Genomic DNA, 21,704 nt, shown 5'->3' on the forward strand with positions numbered 1-21,704 from the left:
CGTGAAAGGATGCCTACATGCGCTCGACGCACATGGCGACGCCCATGCCGCCGCCGATGCAGAGCGTGGCAAGGCCCTTCGAGACGCCGCGGCGCTTCATCTCGAAGAGCAGCGTGTTGAGGACGCGCGCACCGGAGGCGCCGATCGGATGGCCGATGGCGATGGCGCCGCCGTTGACGTTGACGATGGCGGGATCCCAGCCGAGGTCCTTGTTGACCGCGCAGGCCTGGGCGGCGAAGGCCTCGTTGGCCTCGACGAGGTCGAGATCGCCGATCTTCCAGCCGGCCTTTTCCAGCGCCTTGCGGGAGGCGGGGATCGGGCCGGTGCCCATGATCTTCGGGTCGACGCCGGCCGTCGCCCAGGAGACGATGCGGGCAAGCGGCTGGATGCCGCGGCGCGAGGCCTCGGCCTCGCTCATCAGGAGGGTCGCGGCCGCCCCGTCGTTGAGGCCGGAGGCATTGGCCGCCGTCACCGTGCCTTCCTTGTCGAAGGCCGGCTTCAGCTTGGCCATGGCGTCGAGGGTGGCGCCGTGGCGGATATATTCGTCGGCATCGACGGTGATGTCGCCCTTGCGGGTCTTGACGATAAAGGGAACGATCTCGTCCTTGAAGCGGCCCTCCTTCTGGGCGGCCTCGGCCTTGTTCTGCGAGGCGACGGCGAAGGTGTCCTGCTCCTCGCGGGAGAGCTGCCACTGCTTGGCGACGTTCTCGGCGGTGATGCCCATATGGTAGCCGTAGAAGGCGTCCGTCAGGCCGTCCTTGATCATGGTGTCGATCATCTTGAAGTCGCCCATCTTCACGCCGCCGCGCAGATGCGCGCAGTGCGGCGCCATCGACATGGATTCCATGCCGCCGGCGACGATGATGCCGGCATCGCCCGTGGCGATCTGCTGCATGCCGAGCGCGACGGCGCGAAGGCCCGAGCCGCAGAGCTGGTTCATGCCCCAGGCGGTCGCCTCCTGCCGGAGCCCCGCCTTGATCGCGGCCTGGCGGGCCGGGTTCTGGCCCTCGCCGGCCTGGAGGACCTGGCCGAGGATCACCTCGTCCACCTCTTCGGCCGCCACGCCCGCGCGCTCCAGAACCGCCGAGATCACGGCCGCGCCCAGTTCGTGGGCGGGCGTGTTGGCGAAGGCTCCGTTGAAGGACCCGACCGCGGTGCGGCCGGCACTGGCGATGACGATGGACGGGGTGCTCATGATGTGCTTCCTCAGTTCTGACGGCCTTTCGGCCGGCCTTGGAACCGGGCCCGGCGCACGAACGGCGCAAGCCCGGCGGTTCTCCCGGAACCAAAACTGGCAAAGCGGGCAGGGAGAGTCAAACGGGATATCCGATGCCGCTAAAATTTCATCGGGGCGACGCGCAGCATGAATTTCCATGTTGCGCAGCATTCCTCGCCGCATCGCACAATTCGATTGTCAGCCGCCGTCTTTTTGCCGATACTCCCCGCAACCAAAAAGCACATGGGAATACGGGGATGAGGAGACCCTAATGGCCAGGAACGACGGTCAGATCGTCATCAAGAAATACGCCAACCGCCGCCTCTACAACACGGGCACCAGCACCTATGTGACGCTCGACGACCTCGCGGTCATGGTCAAGAAGGGCGAGGATTTCACCGTGCAGGACGCCAAGTCCGGCGAGGACATCACCCATTCGGTGCTGACGCAGATCATCTTCGAGCAGGAATCCAAGACCGGCAACACGCTGCTGCCCATCTCCTTCCTGCGCCAGCTGATCTCCTATTACGGCGACCAGATGCAGATGGTCGTGCCGAGCTATCTCGAGCACTCCATGCAGGCTTTCACCGAGCAGCAGTCGCAGATGCGCGAGCAGATCAACAAGACCTTCGGCGACACCCCGCTCGGCAAGAACCTCCAGGTGCCGATGCAGCTCATCGAGGAGACGACCCGGCGCAATACCGAACTGTTCCAGCAGGCGATGAAGATGTTCTCCCCCTTCGCCAGCGCCGCCCCGCAAAAGGAAACGCGCAAGGCCGAGGCGAAGGACCTCGACGAGCTGAAGGAACAGCTTCGCGCGCTGCAGACGAAGCTCGACAAGCTGAGCTGAGAAAGGCGGCGCAGGCCGGCAGAACCCGCATCCAATCTCCCCGTCGTCATGGTCGGGCCTGACCCGACCATCCATGCCAAGCGCAGACGCGGCATTGGCGGGGCGAAGGCCTACTGAAAAACCGCGGCCCGGTTCCTCTCTCGTCAGAGCCCTATCGAGACATCCCGCCCCGCCGTGCGGATCGATACGGAGAAGCCTGCGATCACGTCGATGAACGAGATCGTCATCAGGATGAAGAAGATCTGCGTCGCCGCGCCCTGCACCAGCAGGAACTCGACGAGGAAGGCGACGAACAGCACCATCGACAGCATGTGGTCGAAGAGGGCGCGCGAGCCGGGGCGCGTCGCCTTCAGGATCTCCACGAAGAGCAGCACCAGCGCGATGAAGATGAGGAGGTCGCCGAAGGCCATGGTCCAGGTCGTGCCGGAGAGCATGTTGACCGCCATCACCTCGCTGTCGAGCACGGCAACGCCCCCGTCGCCGAAAAGCCCCGTCATGGCGAGGTTGTAGAGGACGAACGGAATGATCAGCAGCGGTATGGCCAAAAGCATGTGCGACGCTCCCTTGGGTTGTTCTCGGGACAACCTTTCCGCCGTCTTAGCCGAAGATTCGGCACAAGAAAATGTCGCGCGCCCGGAAAGAATAAGGAGCAAAAGAAAAGGGCCGGTCGAGCCGGCCCTTTGAACTTGGCTTATGCCGAAACGCTTATGCGTTTTCCTTCGGCGTCAGGACCTGGCGGCCACGATACATGCCGGTCTTCAGGTCGATGTGGTGCGGACGGCGCAGTTCGCCCGAGTTCTTGTCTTCGATATAGGTCGGAGCCTTCAGGGCGTCTGCGGAACGGCGCATACCGCGCTTGGACGGGCTCACTTTTCTTTTCGGAACGGCCATTTCATAAACTCCACTTATCGGGCAAACACATCCTCAGGCCACCGGATGGCTGACAGGGACGTGCCGTTATCTCGGAAATTGGCCGGGCTTATACATGGCAAAACCCCGCTTGACCAGTCCCCGGCCGGATTTTTTCGTCACGCTTCATCCTCGGGGACGATCCAGGGCTCGGCGAGCGCCGCCGCCTGCCATTTCTGCCAGGCCGGATGCGCCTTCACGCGCGCCATGTAGGCAAGCACCGTCTCGTCCTTCGTCAGGCGGTAGATCTCGAAGCGGTTGACGACCGGCGCATACATGGCGTCCGCGGCGGAGAAGGCGCCGAACAGGAACGGCCCGCCCGAGCGGGCAAGCGCCGCCTTCCAGATGGCCTCGATGCGGGCGACGTCGTCGCTCACGCCTTCCGGCAGGTCGATCTCGCCCGGCGCGCGGCGGATGTTCATCGGGCAGGCGCCCCGCAAGGCCCGGAAGCCCGAGAGCATCTCCATGGAGATCGCCCGCGCCTCGGCGCGCGCCGCCCGGTCATTCGGCCAGATGCCGGCCTCGGGGAAAAGCTCGGCGACATATTCGATGATGGCGAGCGATTCCCACACCCGAACATCGCCGTGATGCAGTACCGGCACCCGGCCGGTCGGCGAGATCTTGCGGAATTCGGGATTGCCGGCGGCGAAATCGAAGGGGATCACCACGTCCTTGAAGGGCACGCCCGCCGCTTCCATGGCGATCCACGGCCGGAAGGACCAGGAGGAATAGTTCTTGTTGCCGACATAGAGGGTGAGGTCTGACATTCGCGGGGCTCCTTGGGATGCGTCGGACCCTATGCGCTCAGGCGCGCGCACGCCAATGAAAAGCCCTGAACTCACTCATAAAGGCACTTGATATATTCGCCCGACCGGCTCGCCCGCCGCTCGATCAGCCGCGCGAGGCGCTGCAATCCCCGCCCCGGCTTGCCGGCGTTGCGCTCGAAGGGATTGGGCAGCGAGACGGCGAGCAGCGCGGCCTGCCGGCGCGTGAGCTTCGCCGCCGGGACGTTGAAATGGTGCCGCGCGGCCGCCTCGATGCCGTAGATACCGGGGCCCCATTCGGCGATGTTGAGATAGATCTCCATCAGCCGCCGCTTGCTCCAGACGAAATCGGCGGCGACGGCCAGCGGCAGTTCCATCGCCTTGCGCACGAAGGAGCGGCCGTTCCACAGGAAGAGGTTCTTGGCCGTCTGCATGGGGATGGTGCTCGCCCCGCGCGTCTGCTCGCCGGCGAGCGCCTCGTTGACCACGGCGCGCATCTGGCCCCAGTCGACGCCGGCATGAAAGCAATATTGCCCGTCCTCCGACATCATCACGGCCTGCACGAGATTGGGCGAGATGTCGTCGAAGGACACCCATTGCCGGTCGTAGCCGCGCAGGAGCACGAGATCGCGCAGCATCAGCGTCGAGACCGGGCGGACGAACTCGACGGCATAGAGGAGGATCAGCACATAGGGCAGCGCCGCGAGGGCGACGAAGGCAAGGACGACGCAGCGCCATTGCCGGCGAAGTCGGGTCATCCAGCCGTCCCCCTCACCGGATCGAACCTCCGTCTCTGCCCGTGTTTCCGGTACGATGTCCAAGAGCCGGTGCCCCTCCTCCCGTCGCTCGGCCTTCATACCGTCACGGCCTGGCAAAAACCAGTCTGCGGCGCGAATCTTTGAGACCCGCGCGGGCATTGCCGTTGCGTCCCCCGAAAGCCCATGTCAAAGAGCGGCCATGAGCGAACGTCACCAGCAGTTCCAGACTTTTCTGAAAAGCAATGCCGAGGCGGTGGAGGCGCTGCTCGCCACCCTGCTCTCCGGCGGCCTGCAGACGGACGAGATCGCCCGCCCCGAGCGCCTGCTTTGCGCCATGCGCCATGGGGTTCTCAACGGCGGCAAGCGCCTGCGGCCCTTCCTCGTCATCGAATCCGCCGCGCTCTTCGGCGACGCGGCAAGGGAGAGCGCGCTGCGCATCGGCGCCGCGCTCGAATGCATCCACTGCTATTCGCTCGTCCACGACGACCTGCCGGCGATGGACGACGATGACCTGCGTCGCGGCCAGCCGACCGTGCATATCGCCTTCGACGAGGCCGCCGCCATCCTTGCCGGCGACAGCCTGCTGACGCTCGCCTTCGACATCGTCGCCGCGCCCGAAACGCGCCTGCCGGACGCCGCCAAGACGGCGCTGGTGCTGGCGCTTTCCCGCGCCGCCGGCCTCGGCGGCATGGCGGGCGGCCAGGCGCTCGACCTTGCGGCGGAGAAGGTGGCGCCCGACGAGGACGGCATCGTCACCCTGCAGGCGATGAAGACCGGCGCACTGCTGCGCTTTGCCTGCGAGGCCGGCGCCATCGTCGCCGGCGCCTCCGCCGAGGACCGGCGGACGCTGCGCCGCTACGGCGAGACCATCGGCCTTGCCTTCCAGATTGCCGACGACCTGCTCGACCTTACCGCCGACGCCGCCACCATGGGCAAGGCGACCGGCAAGGACGCCGGGCGCGGCAAGGCGACATTGGTTTCCCGCAGGGGCCAGGCCTGGGCGGAAAACCGGCTCAAGGAACTCGTTGCGGAGGCCGAGGCGCTGCTTGCGCCGTTCAGCCATCGGGCCGGCATCCTGATCGAAGCCGCCCATTTCATCGCAAATCGCAGGAATTGACGCCATGAGCAAATTCTGGTCGCCGATCGTCGCCACGCTCAAGCCCTATATCGCCGGCGAGCAGCCGCGCATCCAAAACCTCACCAAGCTCAACACCAACGAGAACCCCTACGGCCCCTCGCCGAAGGCGATCGCCGCCATGCAGGCCGCAGTAACGGGCAGCCTCAAGCTCTATCCCGATCCGTCCGCGCTGGCGCTGCGCCAGTCCATCGCCCGCTTCCACGGCGTCGAAGCGGACGAGGTCTTCGTCGGCAACGGCTCGGACGAGGTGCTGGCGCACGCTTTCGTCGCGCTCCTCAAGCATGAGAAGCCGCTCCTCTACCCGGACATCACCTACAGCTTCTACCCGACCTATTGCCGCCTCTTCGGCATCGAGTCGGTGGAGATCCCGCTGAAGGACGATTTCACCGTCGACCTTGCCGATTACGCCCGCCCGGCCGGCGCGATCATCCTGCCGAACCCGAATGCGCCGACCGGCATCGGCCTGCCGCTTGCTGCAATCGAAAAGCTCGTCGCCGAGCATCCCGACCTGCCGGTGGTGATCGACGAGGCCTATATCGATTTCGGCGGCGAGAGCGCGATCCCGCTGACGAGGAAATATGACAACCTGCTCGTCATCCACACGCTCTCCAAGTCCCGCTCGCTGGCGGGCCTGCGTGTCGGCTATGCCGTGGGCCAGCGCCCGCTGATCGATGCGCTGGAGCGCGTGAAGGACAGCTTCAACTCCTACCCGCTCGACCGCGTCGCGCAGGCCGGCGCTGCCGCCGCCATCGACGACCGGGAATGGTTCGACCTAACGCGCGGCAAGGTGATCGAGCAGCGCGAGCGCGTCACCGGGGCGCTGCGCCAGCGCGGCTTCGAGGTGCTGCCCTCGCAGGCGAACTTCGTCTTCGCCCGCCACCCGGATCACGGCGGCGAGGCGCTGGCAAAGGGCCTTCGCGAACGCGCCGTCCTCGTGCGCCACTTCGCCAAGCCCCGCATCTCGGATTTCCTGCGCATCACCATCGGCACGGCCGAGGAATGCGACCGGCTGGTCGCCGCGCTCGAGGAGATCGTCTGAGGAAGGGCAGCCTCGGCACGCCCACCGCTTCATCGCCCTCCGCTTCGCTCGATGGCCTGCCTTCCCCCACCCACCGACGTCATCCTCGGCCTTGAGCCGAGGATCCATATACCGCAACGGTGATGGATGCTCGGGTCAAGCCCGAGCATGACGGAGGAGAGGTTTGCGGAATGCGGGATACAGGATGCGGCCGGAACTGCACTTTCACACGCCGGCAGACTGCCAGCCTTACTCGGCGGCCGCCTGACCCGTACCGTAGCGCTTCTCGATATAGTCGTTGACCAGCGCCTCGAACTCGCCCGCGATATTGGTGCCGCGCAGCGTCATCGCCTTCTTGCCGTCGACATAGACCGGAGCGATGGGGAGCTCCCCGGTGCCGGGCAGCGAGATGCCGATATCGGCGTGCTTGCTCTCGCCCGGCCCGTTGACGATGCAGCCCATGACGGCGACCTTGAGGCCTTCGACGCCCGGATATTTCTCCCGCCAGACCGGCATGTTCTTGCGGATGTCGTCCTGAATCTTCTGCGCGAGTTCCTGGAACACCGTCGAGGTGGTGCGCCCGCACCCCGGACAGGCGGCGACGACGGGGATGAACTGGCGGAAGCCCATGACTTGCAGGAGTTCCTGCGCCACCTGCACCTCGCGGGTGCGGTCGCCGCCGGGCTCCGGCGTCAGCGAGATGCGGATCGTGTCGCCGATGCCCTGCTGGAGGAGGATGCCGAGCGAGGCGGAGGAGGCGACGACGCCCTTGGTGCCCATGCCGGCCTCCGTCAGGCCGAGATGCAGCGCATGGTCGGAGCGCGCCGACAGCATGGCGTAGACGGCAATGAGGTCCTGCACGTTGGAGACCTTGGCCGACAGGATGATGTGGTCGCGCGCAAGGCCGATCTCCTCGGCAAGCTCGGCCGAAAGCAGCGCCGACTGGCAGATCGCCTCGCGCATCACCTCCTGCGCCGTCAGGGGCGAGCCCGCCGCCTGGTTCTCGTCCATCAGCCGGGTCAGGAGCTCCTGGTCGAGCGAGCCCCAGTTGACGCCGATGCGCACCGGCTTGTCGTGGCGGATCGCCGTCTCGACGATGGCGGCGAACTGCCGGTCCTTCTTGTCCTTGAAGCCGACATTGCCGGGATTGATGCGGTATTTCGCAAGCGCCTCCGCGCAGGCCGGATGGTCGGCGAGCAGCTTGTGGCCGATATAGTGGAAGTCGCCGACGAGCGGCACGTCCATGCCGAGGCGCAAGAGCCGCTCGCGGATCTTCGGCACCGCCGCCGCGCTCTCGTCGCGGTCGACGGTGATGCGCACGATCTCGGACCCGGCGCGGAAGAGCGCGGCCACCTGCGCCACCGTCCCGTCGATATCCGCCGTATCCGTGTTCGTCATCGACTGGACGACGACCGGCGCGCCGCCGCCGACCAGCACGCCGCCGACATCGACGCCGACGGACCGGCGCCGCGGCTTCGGTTCAAAGTCGAAGGAAAAGGACATTTTGGAGCCTCTTGCTCGAAAAGCGGCCGCGCATGGCCTCGGGCGCGGCCTTTGCCCTCAGGTGGATCAGGAAATGTGGCTTGTCAACCGCAAGCGCCGGCAGGCGCGACGATTTGATCGCCGCGCGCCGCACCGGTCGTCAATGGCGCTCGCGCACGTCGGCATGCACCGCATGGTGCGAGAGCAGCAGCACGACGATGAACAGCACCGGCAGCAGGGTGAAGACGAGCGCAAAGCCGATATGCTCGGCGACGAAGCCGATGACGGAGGGCGCAAAGAGCGCGCCCGAATAGCCCATCACCGTCGTCACGGAGAGCGCCACGCCCTGCGCGAAGCCGGGCAGGTTGCCGGCCGCGGAAAAGGCGATGGGCACCATGTTGGAAATGCCGACCCCGCAGAGCGCGAAGCCCGCCATCGCCACATAGGCATCCGGCGCCGTGCCGGCGATCACCATGCCGGCAATGGCCATGACGGTGCAGAAGCGCAGCGTCTTCACCGCGCCGAAACGGTCGCGCACATGGTCGCCGGCAAAGCGCATGACGGCCATGGTGAAGGAGAAGGTGCCGAAGGCGAAGCCCGAAAGGGCCACGGAGGCGCCGAGCTCGTTGCGCATGTAGAGCGCGCCCCAGTCGAGGATCGCGCCTTCCGGCACCATGCAGAAGAGCGCCATGAGGCCGATCAGCCAGGGCAGCGGCGTCATCGGCAGGCGCGCCTTCTGGCGCTCCTCGCTCGGATGCGGCGCATCGTGCAGCACGAAGGGCCAGGCGAACGCGAGGGCCGCGGCACCGGCGACGGTGAGCAGGACAGCATGGCCCGTCACGCCCAGCGCCTCGATGAGGAAGCCGCCGGTCGTGGCGCCGATGAAGGCGCCGAGGCTCCAGAAGGCGTGGCAGGACGACATGATCGCCCGCTTCATGGATTTTTCGACCTCCACGGCATTGCCGTTCATCGCCACGTCCATCGCGCCGAGCAGGCCGCCGAAGAGGAAGATGGCGACGACGCCGAGCGGCACGGTCGGCGCGAGCGACAGCCACAGCATGGTCGAAAGGAACAGCGCCGCCGCGCCCTTCAGCGTGCGCGTCGTGCCGAAGCGGGCAATCATCACGCCGGCGATCGGCATCAGGACGAGCGAGCCGATGCCGAAGCACATGATCATCAGGCCGAGGCCGAATTCGGAAAGCCCGAGGCGGCTGGCAAATTCCGGGATCCTCGGCGCCCAGGCGCCCGCGAAGGTGCCGTTGAGCAGGAAGAGGCCGGAGACGGCGAGCCGCGCGGGCGGGAAATAGGTCCGGGCAAGGGAATTGCCGGCAAGGGCGTTTTCAGGCGTCGTCATGGGAGGTCCGTTCCGGGAGGTCATGCCGGCACCTTGTCGGCGCGCAGCGTTTCGATGCCGGCCGCCGTCAGTGCGGCGGCCTCGGTTTCGTCCGCATCCCCTTCGATGACGGCCTGCGCCAGACGGGCGAGCGGCACGACCGAATAGGGGGCGGCGGTGGATAGCTTGTCATTGGTCACGACGACCATGACGGCGCGGCTGCGCGAGGCGACGAAGCGCTTGAACTCCGCTTCCTCGAAGCTCTCGGCGGTCACGCCCGCCTCCGGGTCGATGCCGCAGACGCCGAGGACAAGGAGGTCCGGCCTGAGCGCCTCGGCATCGCGCATTGCCTTGGCGCCGATCGCCGCGCCCGCGCGCGGATCGATCAGCCCGCCGAGCTGGATCGTCGCAAGGTCGCGTTCGAGGAGGGCGGCGGCGATGGCGGGTGCATTGGTCGCGACCGTCAGGCCGTGCCCCGCCGGCAGCGCCCGGGCAAGCGCGAGGTTCGTGCTGCCGGCATCGAGGAAGACGGTGGCGCCGGGCGGGATGAGCCCCGCCGCACGGCGCGCGAGCGCGGCCTTGCGCGCGCCGCCGACCGCCATGCGCTCGTTCATGCTGGTCGAGGCGGCGGCGATGCGCAGTGCCCCGCCATAGACCCGGCGGCAGAGGCCGGAGGCGGCCATCTCGCGAAGATCCCGGCGGATCGTGTCCTCCGACACGCCGAGCTCCTGCGCCAGCGCCGCCGCGATCACCCGCCCCGAAAGGTCGAGGCGTGCGCGGATGAGCGCCTGCCGCTCGCCGAGAAGAAGATCCTGTCCGGACACCGATTTCACCAGATCATGCACGATTGCGCGATAATGCGCACAAATCGGCATCAACGTCAATGAACGGGCGCATCACGTTTGGTTGCGGCCCAAACAAAAACCCCGCCGTCTCCGGCGGGGTCTTCGAACTCAGCCATCCGGCTGCGTGCCTCAGTCGCGGTTGCCCATGAAGCGCAGCAGGAACAGGAAGAGGTTGACGAAGTCGAGGTAGAGCGTCAGCGCACCCATGATGGCCTTGCGGCCGGCCACAGCGACGTCGTCGGCTTCGAAGTACATTTCCTTGATCTTCTGCGTATCCCAGGCGGTGAGGCCGGCGAAGACCAGGACGCCGATCGCGGAGATCGCGAAGTCGAGCGCCGAGGAGTGCAGGAACAGGTTGACGAGCGAGGCGATGATCAGGCCGAAGAGGCCCATCACCAGGAACGAACCCATTGCCGACAGGTCCCGCTTCGTCGTGTAGCCGAACAGCGACAGCGCGCCGAAGGCGGCGGCGGAGACGAAGAAGGTCTGCGTGATGCTCGCGCCCGTATAGACGAGGAAGATCGAGGACAGCGACAGGCCCATCAGCCCGGCATAGACCCAGAAGGTCGCCTGCGCGGCGCCGACGCTCATCGCGTGGATGCGGAAGCTCAGGAAGAACACCAGCGCGAGCGGCGCCAGCATCACGACCCAGCGCAGCGGGCTCAGGTAGATCGCCTGGCCGAAGGCGGTGAGCTGCCCGTCGGCGATGGCGGCCTGCGAGGCGAAATAGGCCACGAAGCCGGTAATGGCGAGGCCGAGGGCCATCAGGTTGTAGACCCGGAGCATGTAGGCGCGAAGGCCCTGGTCGATGACGGCGCCGGCCTGCGTGCCGGCATTGGCCGTTCGGGTCTGGTAATTGCGAAGATCAGCCATGTTTTCCTCTCGTAAGCCCCCTGGAAGAGACGGTGTCGGGCTCCCGCCCGTCCGCTTCGGGAAACGAAGCGCTCGCGGGATCCAGGCAGCCGCTGCGGGGCTCCAGCTTGCCTGATGTAAATATGCGCATGAATTGTGTTCCGTACAAGACCCGCAACCTTCCGGCAGGCCGGGAACGGCCGATTTTAAAGCTCGCGGAGCACCGGCGCGGCCTTCTGTCCCAGGATGCGCCATGTGCCGGCAAGGCCGATGCCGACCGTCAGCACCAGCGCGATCAGCACGGTCGTCACCGCCACGTCCGGCAGGAAGGCTGACGGCAGCTTCATGATGCGGCTCACCACGAACCATGCCGCCGCCCCGCCGGCAACGAGCGCGAACACCGCCGTCGCCAGCCCCAGCATGAGGTATTCGTAGCTGAAGGCGCGGATCAGCGTGGAGCGCGTCGCGCCCAGCGTCTTCAGGACGACCGCATCGTGCACCCGCGCCCGGTTGCCGGCGGCGAGCGCCCCGGCAAGCACGAGGATCGAGGCGATGAGCGCGACGGCCGCCGCCGCGCGGATCGCCGTCGCAAGCTGGCCGACCAGCTCGTCGATGACGTCGAGCGCATCCTTGACGCGCACGCTCGTGACGGTCGGATAGGCGTTCGTCACAGCCTTCAGCGTGGCGGCCTCCTCGGCCGCCGTTGCCCCGGGGTCGATCACCGTGGCGAGCCAGGCGTGCGGCGCGCCGGCAAACGTGTTCGGCGAGAAGACCATGACGAAGTTGATCGACAGCGATTCCCATTCGACGGTGCGGAAATTGGCGATGCGCGCGGTGATGTTGCGCCCGAGCACGTTGACCGTCACGGTATCGCCGAGCTTGAGGCCGAGTTCCTTGCCTTCCTCCGCCGAGAAGGAGACGAGCGGCTCGCCGGAATAGTCGGCCGGCCACCACGCCCCCTCGGAAAGCGTCGAATTCTCCGGCAGATTTTTGGCATAGGTGATGCCGCGGTCGCCGCGCAGCACCCATTGGCCTTCCGGCGGCACCGTGACCCTGGCGACGTCGACGCCGTTGAGCTCCATGACGCGGCCGCGCAGCATCGGCACCTCGACGACCTTGCCTTCCGGCAGGTTCGCCTTCAGCACGGAGCGGAACCCGTCCAGCTCGCTGCCCTGGATGTCGACGAAGAAGAAGTTCGGCGCGCGCTCCGGCAGGCTGCCGGTGAGCTCGCGGCGCAGGTTCCCGTCGATCAGCGTCAGCGTGACGAGAAGCGCAAGGCCGAGCCCGAGCGAGAGCACGACGGAGGAGGTCAGCGCGCCCGGCCGGTGAATATTGCCGACCGCAAGCCTGAGGGCCGGCGAGTTCACCCGCGGGCTGCGCCGGGCGAGCACGGTGATCAGCCAGGCGACGGCGCGCAGCACGACGAAGGAGAAGGCAATCGCCCCGAGGAAGACGAGGGCGATCCTGCGGTCATAGGCGGTGAGGACGGCAAGCCCCGCCAGCGCCGCCAGCAGCAGCCCCGCACCCAGAAGGTATGGCCAGCCCGGCAGGCCGCGCGCTTCAAAACCCTGCTCGCGGAAGAGTGCGGTGGCCGGCACCGCGCGGGCATGGCCAAGCGGCAGGACGGCGAAGGCGAGCGCGGTCAGGAGGCCGAAGACGGCGGCAAGCACAAGGGCGGAGGGATAGAGCGCCGCCTCGGCCGGCACCGGCAGGATGCCATCGAGGAAGCGCATCGCCACCATCGGCATCAGCGCGCCGGCGACAAGGCCGATGAGGATGCCGGCCGCCGCGATCAGCGCGATCTGCGCGAGATAGACGAGCGCCACCAGCGAGGCAGGCGCCCCGAGGCACTTGAAGGTGGCGATCACCGAGCGCTTGGAATCGAGATAGGCCCGCACGGCATTGGCGACGCCCACGCCCCCGACGATCAGCGCCGTCAGGCCGACGAGCGTGAGGAATTGCGAGAAGCGGGTGATGTTGGCGGTCAATGACGGCGCGGCGGCGTCCGCGGTACGGATCGACCAGCCGGCCGACGGGAAGGCCTTGCCCGCCGCCGCGCGGATGCCGGCAAGCGGCAGGGCGGGATCGGCAAGGCGGATGCGGTAGGCGTTCTTGACGAGGCTGCCGGTCTGCACAAGCCCGGTCGCCCGAAGCGCCTCCTCGGAGAGGAGAAGGCGCGGGGCGAAGCCGAAGCCTTCCGAGACGGCGTCCGGCTCGCGCACCAGCGTCGCCGTCACCTTCAGCCGCGCCGTGCCGAGCAGGATCTCGTCGCCGACGGCAAGGCCGAGCCGGTCGAGCAGGAGCGGCGCGACGACCGCGCCATAGGCCTCGCCGGTTTTGGCGAAGAGCTCGGCGGCCGGCTTCTCAGGCGCGGTTTCCAGCGTTCCGTAGAGGGGGTAGAGCCCGTCGACGCCACGCGCCTCGACCAGCGCCTGGTCGGACCCGTCCGCAAGCCGCGCCATCGAGCGCAGGCCCGTCGAGAGCGAGACGTCGCCGAGGCTCTCGAAATACGCCATCTCCTCGGGCGTCGCAAAGCGGTTGGTCAGCTCGAAGCGCACGTCGCCGGCAAGCAGCGTCTGGCCCTGCGTGCCGATCGCCTGCGTGATGGCGGCGGAAACGGAGTTGACCCCGGCAATGGCCGCCGTGCCGAGCGCGATGCAGGCGAGGAAGATGTAGAAGCCCCTGAGGCCGCCGCGCATCTCGCGCAGCGCGAGCCGAAGGGCGAGCGGCAATTGCCGGACGATCCCGCCCCGCCTCACGCCGGCACCGCCTCGCCGGCGGCGGCCGGGAGCGGCGCCGCGTCCGAGACGATCTCGCCGGAGCGCATGGCGACCTGCCGGCTGCAGCGGGCGGCAAGCGCCGGGTCGTGCGTCACCAGCACCAGCGTCGTACCGCGCTCGGCCTGCTTGGCAAAGAGAAGGTCGGCGATCTGCCGTCCCGTCTCGGTATCGAGATTGCCGGTCGGCTCGTCGGCGATCAGGAGCTTCGGCGACGGCGCGAGCGCCCGGGCGATGGCGACGCGCTGCTGCTCGCCGCCGGAAAGCTGGCCCGGATAGTGCGACAGACGCTCGCCGAGCCCGACGGCGACGAGCTCGCGCCTGGCGATCTCGAAGGCGTCCTTCACATTGGCAAGCTCCAGCGGCACCGCGACGTTCTCCAGCGCCGTCATGTTGGGAATGAGGTGGAAGGACTGGAAGACAATGCCGATGTTCCGGCCGCGGAAATCGGCCACCTCGTCCTCGCTCATGGCGTGCAGGCCCGCGCCGTCGATGTGGATCTCGCCGCTGTCCAGCCGTTCGAGGCCGGCGAGCACCATGAGCAGCGTCGACTTGCCCGAGCCGGACGGGCCGACGATGCCGACCGATTCGCCCGCATCGATCGCAAGGTCGATCCCCTTCAGCACATGGACGGAGGCGGCGGCCTGCCCGAGGGTGAGATCGGCCTTCCTGAGATCGATGATGCTTTTGGCCAAGAAATTTCACCCTATATGTAACGGAACAACTGGAATGCCAGCAATCTAGGAACAGCCTCATGTCGTTTAAAGCGGCGCTCGGATTTTTCGCCTCCCTTGCGATCACAGCTTTGTTATCCGCCGGTCCCGTCCGGGCCGAACCGCTGAAGCTCGTCGGCTTCGGCGACAGCCTGATGGCCGGCTACCAGCTTCCCGCCACCGACGCCTTCCCGGCAAAGCTCGAAAAGGCGTTGCGCGACAAGGGCCACGCCGTCGAGATCGCCAATGCGGGCGTTTCGGGCGATACGACCTCGGGCGGACTTGCCCGGCTCGACTGGTCGATCCCGGACGGGACGGACGGCGTCATCCTGGAACTCGGCGCCAACGACGCGCTGCGCGGCATCGCGCCGGAGGAGACGGAAAAGAACCTCGACGCCATGCTGGCGCGCCTCAAGGAACGCGGCATTCCCGTCCTCCTCGCCGGCATGCTGGCCCCGCCGAACATGGGCGCGGACTATGCTGCCCGCTTCAACGGCATCTATGCCCGCCTTGCGCAAAAGCACGGCGTCCCGCTCTATCCCTTCTTCCTCGACGGCGTCGCCGCCCATGCCGACCTGCAGCTCGACGACGGCATGCATCCGAACGCCAAGGGGGTCGATGCCATGGTGGCGGCGATGCTCCAGCCTGTGGAAACATTCATCACGTCGATACAGGCGAAGGAGTAGTTCTCGCGGGTGCGAAATAAGGGTTGCTTAAAAGGCCGTCGCGTGATTCGCTGACGGTACATTCCAGCAGGGAGAAGGCGCCATGCCGAGACTTTTCGTCGCCCTCGAAGTGCCGCGGAACGCGGCGATGAGCCTCTCGCTCTTGAGAGGCGGCCTTCCCGGAGCCCGCTGGATCGACGTCGAGAACTTCCACATCACGCTACGCTTCATCGGCGATATCGACGGGCGCACCGCCGACGAGGTGGTCGACAGGCTCGACCGCATCGAACGCCCCGAATTCCAGATCGCCCTGTCCGGCATGGGCTCCTTCGGCTCGAAGAAGCCGCACGCGGTCTTCGCCGGCGTCACGCCCGCCCCGGAATTGTACGCGCTCCAGGCGGAAATCGAGCGTATCTGCCAGCGCCTCGGCCTTCCCGCCGACCCGCGCAAGTTCACCCCCCACGTCACCCTCGCGCGCCTGCGCAACGCCCGTACCGAGGATGTCGCTCACTACCTTTCCGGCCGCGGCAACTTCCACACCGCGCCCTTCACCGTGAACCGCTTCGTGCTGATGTCCTCCAAGGAATCCGTCGGCGGCGGCCCCTACCTCACCGAAGAGGTCTTCCCGCTCTATGAAGGCGGCGGCGCCTCGGACGCGGCAAGCCTGCACGATCATCTTGCCTGATCCCGCCGTCCGGCGTATGGATTGACCGTCGCGAAAAGCGACCGCTTCCCTTGAGCCGCCCGTTGGCGGAGTAAACAGGTGGACGAATGGTCGTCCAGGTGGTCGAGCACACGCCGTCCATGCGCCTTGCCGCAGGGACCGGCCAGCACTCCCCGTAAACCGCCGCCTGATCTCCATCAGGCCATGACGCGCATCCGGCGCCGCGTGGCGTCCGCATGCCCGCGTCCAATGGAACGCGCCATGAACAGATCCCTCATCGTCATCTTCACCGCCATCCTTCTCGATGCCGTCGGCATCGGCCTCATCTTTCCGATCCTCCCCGCCCTGCTGCGCGAGGTCGCCCATACCGAGGACGTCGCGCCCTATATCGGCGCGATGACCGCGCTCTACGCGGTCATGCAGTTCCTCTTCGCGCCCGTGCTCGGCGCCCTCAGCGACCGGCTGGGCCGCCGGCCGGTCCTGCTGCTCTCGCTTGCCGGCGCGGCCGTCAACTATGTGTTCCTCGCCTTCGCGCCCAGTCTCTGGCTGCTGCTGCTCGGCCGGGCCATCGCCGGACTGACGAGCGCGAACATCTCCGTGGCGACGGCCTATATCACCGACATCTCCCCGGAAGACGCCCGCGCCCGCCGCTTCGGCCTGCTCAACGCCATGTTCGGCGCGGGCTTCATCGTGGGGCCAGTGCTCGGCGGCGTCCTCGGCGACCACTGGCTGCGGCTGCCCTTCATGGCGGCCGCCGTGCTGAATGCCGGCAACCTCCTGCTCGCCCTCTTCATCCTGCCGGAATCGCGAACGCCGGACAGGGGGAGGATCGACCTTGCCGCCCTCAACCCGCTGCGGCCACTGCGCTGGGCCTTCTCGATGAAGAGCGTGCTGCCCGTCATCGCCGTCTTCCTCCTGTTCAGCGCGACGGGCGAGGCCTACGGCACCTGCTGGGCGCTCTGGGGAGGCGATGCCTTCCACTGGAACGGGTTTTCGATCGGCCTGTCGCTCGGCGCGTTCGGCATCTGCCAGACGCTCGCCCAGGCCTTCCTGCCCGGTCCCGCCGTCAGGCTGCTCGGCGAACGCGGCGCCATCCTGACGGGCGTTGCCGGCGTCAGCGCCGCGCTCCTCGTCATGGCCTTCGCCACGCAAGGCTGGATGGTCTTCGCCATCATGCCGGTCTTCGCCCTCGGCGGCATCGGCGTGCCGGCCCTGCAATCGCTGGCCACCCGGCAGGTCGACGCGAACCGGCAGGGCCAGTTCCAGGGCGTGCTGGCGTCCGTGATCAGCCTCGCGTCCATCGTCGCCCCGCTCGGCTTTTCCAGTGTCTATTTCGTCGTCCGCGACGCGTGGCCGGGCGCCATATGGCTGACGGTCGCCGCGCTTTACCTCACGAGCGTGCCGCTGGTCCTCGGGTTGCGGCTGGCAAAGCCGCAGGCAAGCCCCGCGCCGGCAGGCTGACGCGCCGGCCGGGACAAAAGCCCTCGGAAAAACATCCGATGCGGCCTTGCCCCTTGCCATTCCCCATCCCGATGGGCATCTGTGAGCCGGAAGTTGAAACCTGCCGGGGCGTGACTTGTCGCAAGCACCCATGATCCTGAGCGGCCGCGGGGTCACCGCGGTCCTCGGGCCTACCAATACGGGCAAGACCCACTACGCGATCGAGCGCATGGTGGCGCATGAGACGGGCATCATCGGCCTGCCTCTGCGCCTTCTGGCGCGCGAGGTCTATACGCGCCTCGTCGAGAAGGTCGGCCAGCACAATGTCGCGCTCGTCACCGGCGAGGAGAAGATCACGCCGCATATGGCGCGCTTTTCCGTCTGCACGGTGGAGGCCATGCCGCGCGAGACACGTGCCGCCTTCGTCGCCATCGACGAGGTGCAGCTTGCCGGCGACCTCGAGCGCGGCCACATCTTCACCGACCGGGTATTGCACCTGCGCGGACGCGACGAGACGCTACTGCTGGGCGCGGCCACCATGAAGCCGATCCTCGAACAGCTGCTGCCGGGCATCCATGTCATCGAGCGGCCGCGCCTTTCCCAGCTCTTCTATTCCGGTTCGAAGAAGATCACCCGCCTGCCGCAGCGTACCGCCATTGTCGCCTTCTCGGCCGACGAGGTCTACGCCATCGCCGAGCTCATCCGCCGCCAGCGCGGCGGGGCGGCGGTCGTGCTCGGCGCGCTCTCGCCCCGCACCCGCAACGCGCAGGTCGCGCTCTACCAGGAAGGCGACGTCGAATATCTGGTGGCCACCGACGCCATCGGCATGGGCCTCAATCTCGATGTCGATCATGTCGCCTTCGCGCAGGATCGCAAGTTCGACGGCTACCAGTTCCGCAACCTCAATCCGGCCGAGCTCGCCCAGATCGCCGGACGCGCGGGCCGGCACCTGCGCGACGGCACCTTCGGGGTTACGGGCCGCGTCGATCCCTTCGACGACGAGCTGGTCAAGCGCATCGAGACCCACCAGTTCGACCCGGTCAAGGTGCTGCAATGGCGCACGACCCGCTTCGACTATTCCTCGCTGCAGTCGCTGCGCCAGTCGCTCGACGCTCCGCCGCCCATCGGCGGGCTGACGCGCGCGCTGCCGGCCGTCGACCAGCAGGCGCTGGAGCATCTTTCGCGCTATCCCGACGTCAGGGACCTCGCCACCACGCCCGAGCGCGTCGAAAAGCTCTGGGAGGCCTGCGCGCTGCCCGACTACCGCCGCATCACGCCTGCCCAGCACGCCGACCTCATATCGACGCTCTATGCCGACCTCGTGAAGCGCGGCACGGTCAACGAGGACTTCCTTGCCGACCAGGTCCGCCGCGCCGATCGCACGGATGGCGAGATCGACACGCTTTCGGCACGAATCGCACAGATAAGGACCTGGACCTATGTGTCGAATCGGCCCGGATGGCTTGCCGATCCGACACACTGGCAGGAAAAGACGCGGGAAATCGAAGACCGATTGTCCGATGCGCTACATGAACGGTTGACGAAACGCTTTGTTGATCGCAGGACATCTGTGCTCATGAAGCGCCTGAGAGAGAATGCGATGCTGGAAGCTGAAATCAGTGTGAATGGCGATGTCTTCGTAGAAGGACATCATGTCGGGCAGTTGGCCGGGTTCCGGTTCACGCTGGCCTCCGGCACGGAAGGACCCGATGCGAAGGCCGTGCAGGCGGCTGCGCAGAAGGCGCTTGCGCTGGAGTTCGAAGCCCGTGCCGCGCGCCTGCATGCGAGCGGCAATGCCGACCTCGCGCTCGGCTCCGACGGCACCGTGCGCTGGCTCGGCGATCCCGTCGCCCGCCTTGCCGCCTCCGACCATGTCATGCGTCCGCGCGTCATCCTGCTCGCCGACGAGCAGTTGACCGGCAATGCGCGCGACCACGTCGCCGCCCGCGTCGAGCGTTTCGTGAACCACCATATCGCGACGGTCCTCAAGCCCCTCGACGATCTTTCGCGCGCGGAAGACCTGCAGGGCCTTGCCAAGGGCCTCGCCTTCCAGCTCGTCGAAAGCCTCGGCGTGCTCTTCCGCCGCGACGTCGCCGACGACGTGAAGGCGCTCGATCAGGATGCCCGCGCCTCCATGCGCAAGCACGGCATCCGCTTCGGCGCCTACCACATCTTCATGCCGGCGCTTCTCAAGCCGGCACCGGCCGAACTCATCACGCTGCTCTGGGCCCTGAAGAACGACGGCCTCGACAAGCCGGGCTACGGCGACCTCATTCCGGTGCTTGCCGCCGGCCGCACCTCGGTCGTCACCGATCCCGCCTTCGAGCGCGCCTTCTACAAGCTCGCCGGCTTCCGCTTCCTCGGCAAGCGCGCCGTGCGCATCGACATCCTGGAACGCCTCGCCGACCTCATCCGCCCGCTCCTCCAGTGGAAGCCCGGCACGCCGCGCCCGGAGGGCGCCTATGACGGCCGCCGCTTCATGGCGACGACCGCCATGCTCTCCATCCTCGGCGCGACGCCGGACGACATGGAAGAGATCCTGAAGGGCCTCGGCTATCGCGCCGACGCCGTGAAGGCCGAGGAGGTCGCAGCCTTCCTCGCCGCGCAGGCCCCGGCCGAGGCAGCAGCCGAGACGCCCGCGGAAGCAGGCGCCGAAGCCTCCGACGAGCACGATGCCGACGCATCGGAGACGGAGAGCGAAGCCCCGGCCGAAAAGCCGGAGGCCCCCGCAACCGAGACTGCCGAAGCGCCCGCTGCCGAAGCTCCGGCCGAGACGGAAGCAGCAGCAGCCACCGAAGGCGAACCGGCCGAGGTCAAGCCTGTTCTGCTGTGGCGTCCCGGCTCGCGGCACGACAACCAGCGTCAGGGCGGCCAGCGTCAGGGCGACCGCCAGGGCCAGGGCGAACGGCGCGGCGGCGAACGCCACCGCAACCAGCCGGCCGGCGAACGCGGCGAGCGCCGTGAAGGCGGCCGCGGCGGCCGTCCGGATCAGGCGAAGGGCCGCGACGGCAAGCCGCAGGGCGGCAACCGCCCCGACCGCGGAGAACGCAACGAGCGCGGCGGCAAGCCGCAGCAGGCGAAATTCGAGGCCCGGCCGCCCCGCAAGGAAAAGCCGATCGACCCGGATTCGCCCTTCGCCAAACTCGCGGCGCTCAAGGAGCAGATGAAGAAGTAGGCGATGACGCGCAACGAGGAACAGCCGGCAGGTCAGGCGCGACAGCGCATCGACAAATGGCTGTTCTTCGCGCGGCTGCGCAAGTCCCGCTCCCTTGCGGCCAGATCGGTCGAGGCGGGCGATGTCAGCGTCAACGGCGCGAGCGTCCGCCAGCCTTCGCACATGGTGCGCCCCGGCGACGTGATCGTGCTCTCGCTCGACCGCCACGACATGGTGGTGAAGGTGCTCCTGCCCGGCGAACGCCGCGGCCCTTACGAAGAAGCAAGGCTCCTCTACAGCGACATGACGCCGCCCCCGCCGCCACGGGAGGAGCGCAGCCTCTTCGCCCAGGCGACGCGCGAACGCGGCGCCGGCCGGCCGACGAAGCGGGAACGCCGGGAAACCGACCGGCTGCAGGACTTTTCCGGAGACGGCGAGGATTAGAATTCTATACCTCGTCCGGCTCCCGCAGCGCATCTATTACGCTTGCAAAGCGCCCGCAAAGCCTTTACCTCAGCCTCCGGAAAGCCCCGAGCCTGCGTCCCACGCGGCCTCCTTCCTCCGGCCAGCCGATCGCGCGACGGGCTCTTCGGTGACGACGGCCTTGCCGCCGCCCGGTTTGAGACGTTTCTGGAGTGAATCATGACGTATGTCGTGACCGACAACTGCATCCGCTGCAAATACACGGACTGCGTGGAAGTCTGCCCCGTCGACTGCTTCTACGAAGGCGAGAACTTCCTTGCCATCCATCCGGACGAGTGCATCGACTGCGGCGTCTGCGAGCCGGAATGTCCCGCCGAGGCGATCAAGCCGGACACCGAGCCGGGCCTCGACAAGTGGCTGAAGATCAACGCGGAATATGCCGCGATCTGGCCGAACATCACCGTCAAGCGGGATGCGATGCCGGAAGCCAAGGAAATGGACGGCGTCGAGGGCAAGTACGAGCAGTACTTCTCGCCCGAACCCGGCAAGGGCGACTGAAGCCCGTCCGAAGCGGCGGCCGAACCTGGGGAAAAACGTCTGCTCCCGTCGAAAGGCGATGGGACAGGCTTGATGACCCATGCGAAGCAAATTATTGATTTCGGCACTTTTTTGTGGTAGGGTCGCAATACTGATCCACATCGCG

Annotated in this window: 20 protein-coding genes; 9 read left to right on the forward strand and 11 right to left on the reverse strand. The window is 67.2% G+C overall.

Going from position 1 to position 21,704, the window contains the following annotated elements; genetic code table 11:
• Nucleotides 1-13: 13 nt before the first annotated feature.
• Entirely contained in the window at nt 14-1,195 is a 1,182-nt protein-coding gene (locus HNQ66_RS13960; RefSeq protein WP_184144777.1) for an acetyl-CoA C-acetyltransferase, read from the reverse strand.
• A gap of 292 nt (nt 1,196-1,487) precedes the next feature.
• On the opposite strand from HNQ66_RS13960, the gene phaR reads away from it, so the two are divergent.
• Nucleotides 1,488-2,066 carry a polyhydroxyalkanoate synthesis repressor PhaR gene (gene phaR / locus HNQ66_RS13965; RefSeq protein ID WP_184144778.1) on the forward strand — a complete coding sequence of 193 codons (579 nt, stop codon included), beginning with the start codon at nt 1,488-1,490 and terminating at the stop codon, nt 2,064-2,066.
• A 143-nt stretch (nt 2,067-2,209) separates the two neighbouring features.
• Here phaR and HNQ66_RS13970 read toward each other — a convergent pair whose 3' ends face one another.
• The 4 genes from HNQ66_RS13970 to mtgA form a co-directional block, all read right to left on the reverse strand.
• Nucleotides 2,210-2,617 carry a hypothetical protein gene (locus tag HNQ66_RS13970; protein ID WP_184144779.1) on the reverse strand — a complete coding sequence of 136 codons (408 nt, stop codon included), beginning with the start codon at nt 2,615-2,617 and terminating at the stop codon, nt 2,210-2,212.
• A 154-nt stretch (nt 2,618-2,771) separates the two neighbouring features.
• Nucleotides 2,772-2,957, reverse strand: coding sequence for a 50S ribosomal protein L32 (gene rpmF, locus HNQ66_RS13975; RefSeq protein WP_184144780.1), 186 nt, complete (start codon nt 2,955-2,957; stop codon nt 2,772-2,774).
• A gap of 137 nt (nt 2,958-3,094) precedes the next feature.
• Nucleotides 3,095-3,742 carry a glutathione S-transferase family protein gene (locus tag HNQ66_RS13980; protein ID WP_184144781.1) on the reverse strand — a complete coding sequence of 216 codons (648 nt, stop codon included), beginning with the start codon at nt 3,740-3,742 and terminating at the stop codon, nt 3,095-3,097.
• Nucleotides 3,743-3,813: 71 nt separating this feature from the next.
• Nucleotides 3,814-4,497, reverse strand: coding sequence for a monofunctional biosynthetic peptidoglycan transglycosylase (mtgA, locus tag HNQ66_RS13985; RefSeq protein ID WP_246434306.1), 684 nt, complete (start codon nt 4,495-4,497; stop codon nt 3,814-3,816).
• Between the two features lie 199 nt (nt 4,498-4,696).
• Between mtgA and HNQ66_RS13990 the strand changes: the two genes are divergently transcribed.
• Both HNQ66_RS13990 and hisC read left to right on the forward strand, forming a co-directional pair.
• Entirely contained in the window at nt 4,697-5,614 is a 918-nt protein-coding gene (locus HNQ66_RS13990) for a polyprenyl synthetase family protein (RefSeq protein WP_184144783.1), read from the forward strand.
• A gap of 4 nt (nt 5,615-5,618) precedes the next feature.
• Nucleotides 5,619-6,674 carry a histidinol-phosphate transaminase gene (gene hisC, locus HNQ66_RS13995; RefSeq protein WP_184144784.1) on the forward strand — a complete coding sequence of 352 codons (1,056 nt, stop codon included), beginning with the start codon at nt 5,619-5,621 and terminating at the stop codon, nt 6,672-6,674.
• A 228-nt stretch (nt 6,675-6,902) separates the two neighbouring features.
• Here hisC and ispG read toward each other — a convergent pair whose 3' ends face one another.
• The 6 genes from ispG to HNQ66_RS14025 all read right to left on the reverse strand — a co-directional run bounded on the left by ispG (nt 6,903) and on the right by HNQ66_RS14025 (nt 14,637).
• Entirely contained in the window at nt 6,903-8,156 is a 1,254-nt protein-coding gene (ispG, locus tag HNQ66_RS14000; RefSeq protein WP_184144785.1) for a flavodoxin-dependent (E)-4-hydroxy-3-methylbut-2-enyl-diphosphate synthase, read from the reverse strand.
• A gap of 139 nt (nt 8,157-8,295) precedes the next feature.
• Nucleotides 8,296-9,489, reverse strand: a complete 1,194-nt coding sequence (locus HNQ66_RS14005; RefSeq protein ID WP_184144786.1) for an MFS transporter — start codon at nt 9,487-9,489, stop codon at nt 8,296-8,298.
• A 20-nt stretch (nt 9,490-9,509) separates the two neighbouring features.
• Nucleotides 9,510-10,343 (reverse strand): DeoR/GlpR family DNA-binding transcription regulator, encoded by an 834-nt coding sequence (locus tag HNQ66_RS14010; RefSeq protein ID WP_184144787.1) that lies wholly within the window; start codon nt 10,341-10,343, stop codon nt 9,510-9,512.
• Between the two features lie 99 nt (nt 10,344-10,442).
• Nucleotides 10,443-11,186: a Bax inhibitor-1/YccA family protein gene (locus HNQ66_RS14015; protein ID WP_184144788.1), complete on the reverse strand. Its 744-nt coding sequence runs from the start codon at nt 11,184-11,186 to the stop codon at nt 10,443-10,445.
• Between the two features lie 185 nt (nt 11,187-11,371).
• Nucleotides 11,372-13,864, reverse strand: coding sequence for an ABC transporter permease (locus HNQ66_RS14020; RefSeq protein ID WP_184144926.1), 2,493 nt, complete (start codon nt 13,862-13,864; stop codon nt 11,372-11,374).
• A 56-nt stretch (nt 13,865-13,920) separates the two neighbouring features.
• Nucleotides 13,921-14,637, reverse strand: coding sequence for an ABC transporter ATP-binding protein (locus HNQ66_RS14025; protein ID WP_184144789.1), 717 nt, complete (start codon nt 14,635-14,637; stop codon nt 13,921-13,923).
• 59 nt (nt 14,638-14,696) lie between these two features.
• On the opposite strand from HNQ66_RS14025, the gene HNQ66_RS14030 reads away from it, so the two are divergent.
• The 6 genes from HNQ66_RS14030 to fdxA all read left to right on the forward strand — a co-directional run bounded on the left by HNQ66_RS14030 (nt 14,697) and on the right by fdxA (nt 21,559).
• A complete protein-coding gene (locus tag HNQ66_RS14030) occupies nt 14,697-15,341 on the forward strand; it encodes an arylesterase (protein WP_184144790.1) in 645 nt (214 codons plus the stop codon).
• Nucleotides 15,342-15,423: 82 nt separating this feature from the next.
• On the forward strand, nt 15,424-16,005 hold the full coding sequence (gene thpR / locus HNQ66_RS14035) for an RNA 2',3'-cyclic phosphodiesterase (protein ID WP_184144791.1): 582 nt from the start codon (nt 15,424-15,426) through the stop codon (nt 16,003-16,005).
• Nucleotides 16,006-16,245: 240 nt separating this feature from the next.
• Nucleotides 16,246-17,445 carry a TCR/Tet family MFS transporter gene (locus HNQ66_RS14040; RefSeq protein ID WP_184144792.1) on the forward strand — a complete coding sequence of 400 codons (1,200 nt, stop codon included), beginning with the start codon at nt 16,246-16,248 and terminating at the stop codon, nt 17,443-17,445.
• Nucleotides 17,446-17,575: 130 nt separating this feature from the next.
• Nucleotides 17,576-20,599 carry a helicase-related protein gene (locus HNQ66_RS14045; protein WP_184144793.1) on the forward strand — a complete coding sequence of 1,008 codons (3,024 nt, stop codon included), beginning with the start codon at nt 17,576-17,578 and terminating at the stop codon, nt 20,597-20,599.
• A 3-nt stretch (nt 20,600-20,602) separates the two neighbouring features.
• Nucleotides 20,603-21,022, forward strand: a complete 420-nt coding sequence (locus tag HNQ66_RS14050) for an RNA-binding S4 domain-containing protein (RefSeq protein ID WP_184144794.1) — start codon at nt 20,603-20,605, stop codon at nt 21,020-21,022.
• A 198-nt stretch (nt 21,023-21,220) separates the two neighbouring features.
• Nucleotides 21,221-21,559, forward strand: coding sequence for a ferredoxin FdxA (gene fdxA / locus HNQ66_RS14055; RefSeq protein ID WP_184144795.1), 339 nt, complete (start codon nt 21,221-21,223; stop codon nt 21,557-21,559).
• The last annotated feature ends 145 nt before the right edge of the window (nt 21,560-21,704 follow it).

It is taken from the genome of Shinella fusca (assembly GCF_014203155.1).
Lineage (GTDB): Bacteria > Pseudomonadota > Alphaproteobacteria > Rhizobiales > Rhizobiaceae > Shinella > Shinella fusca.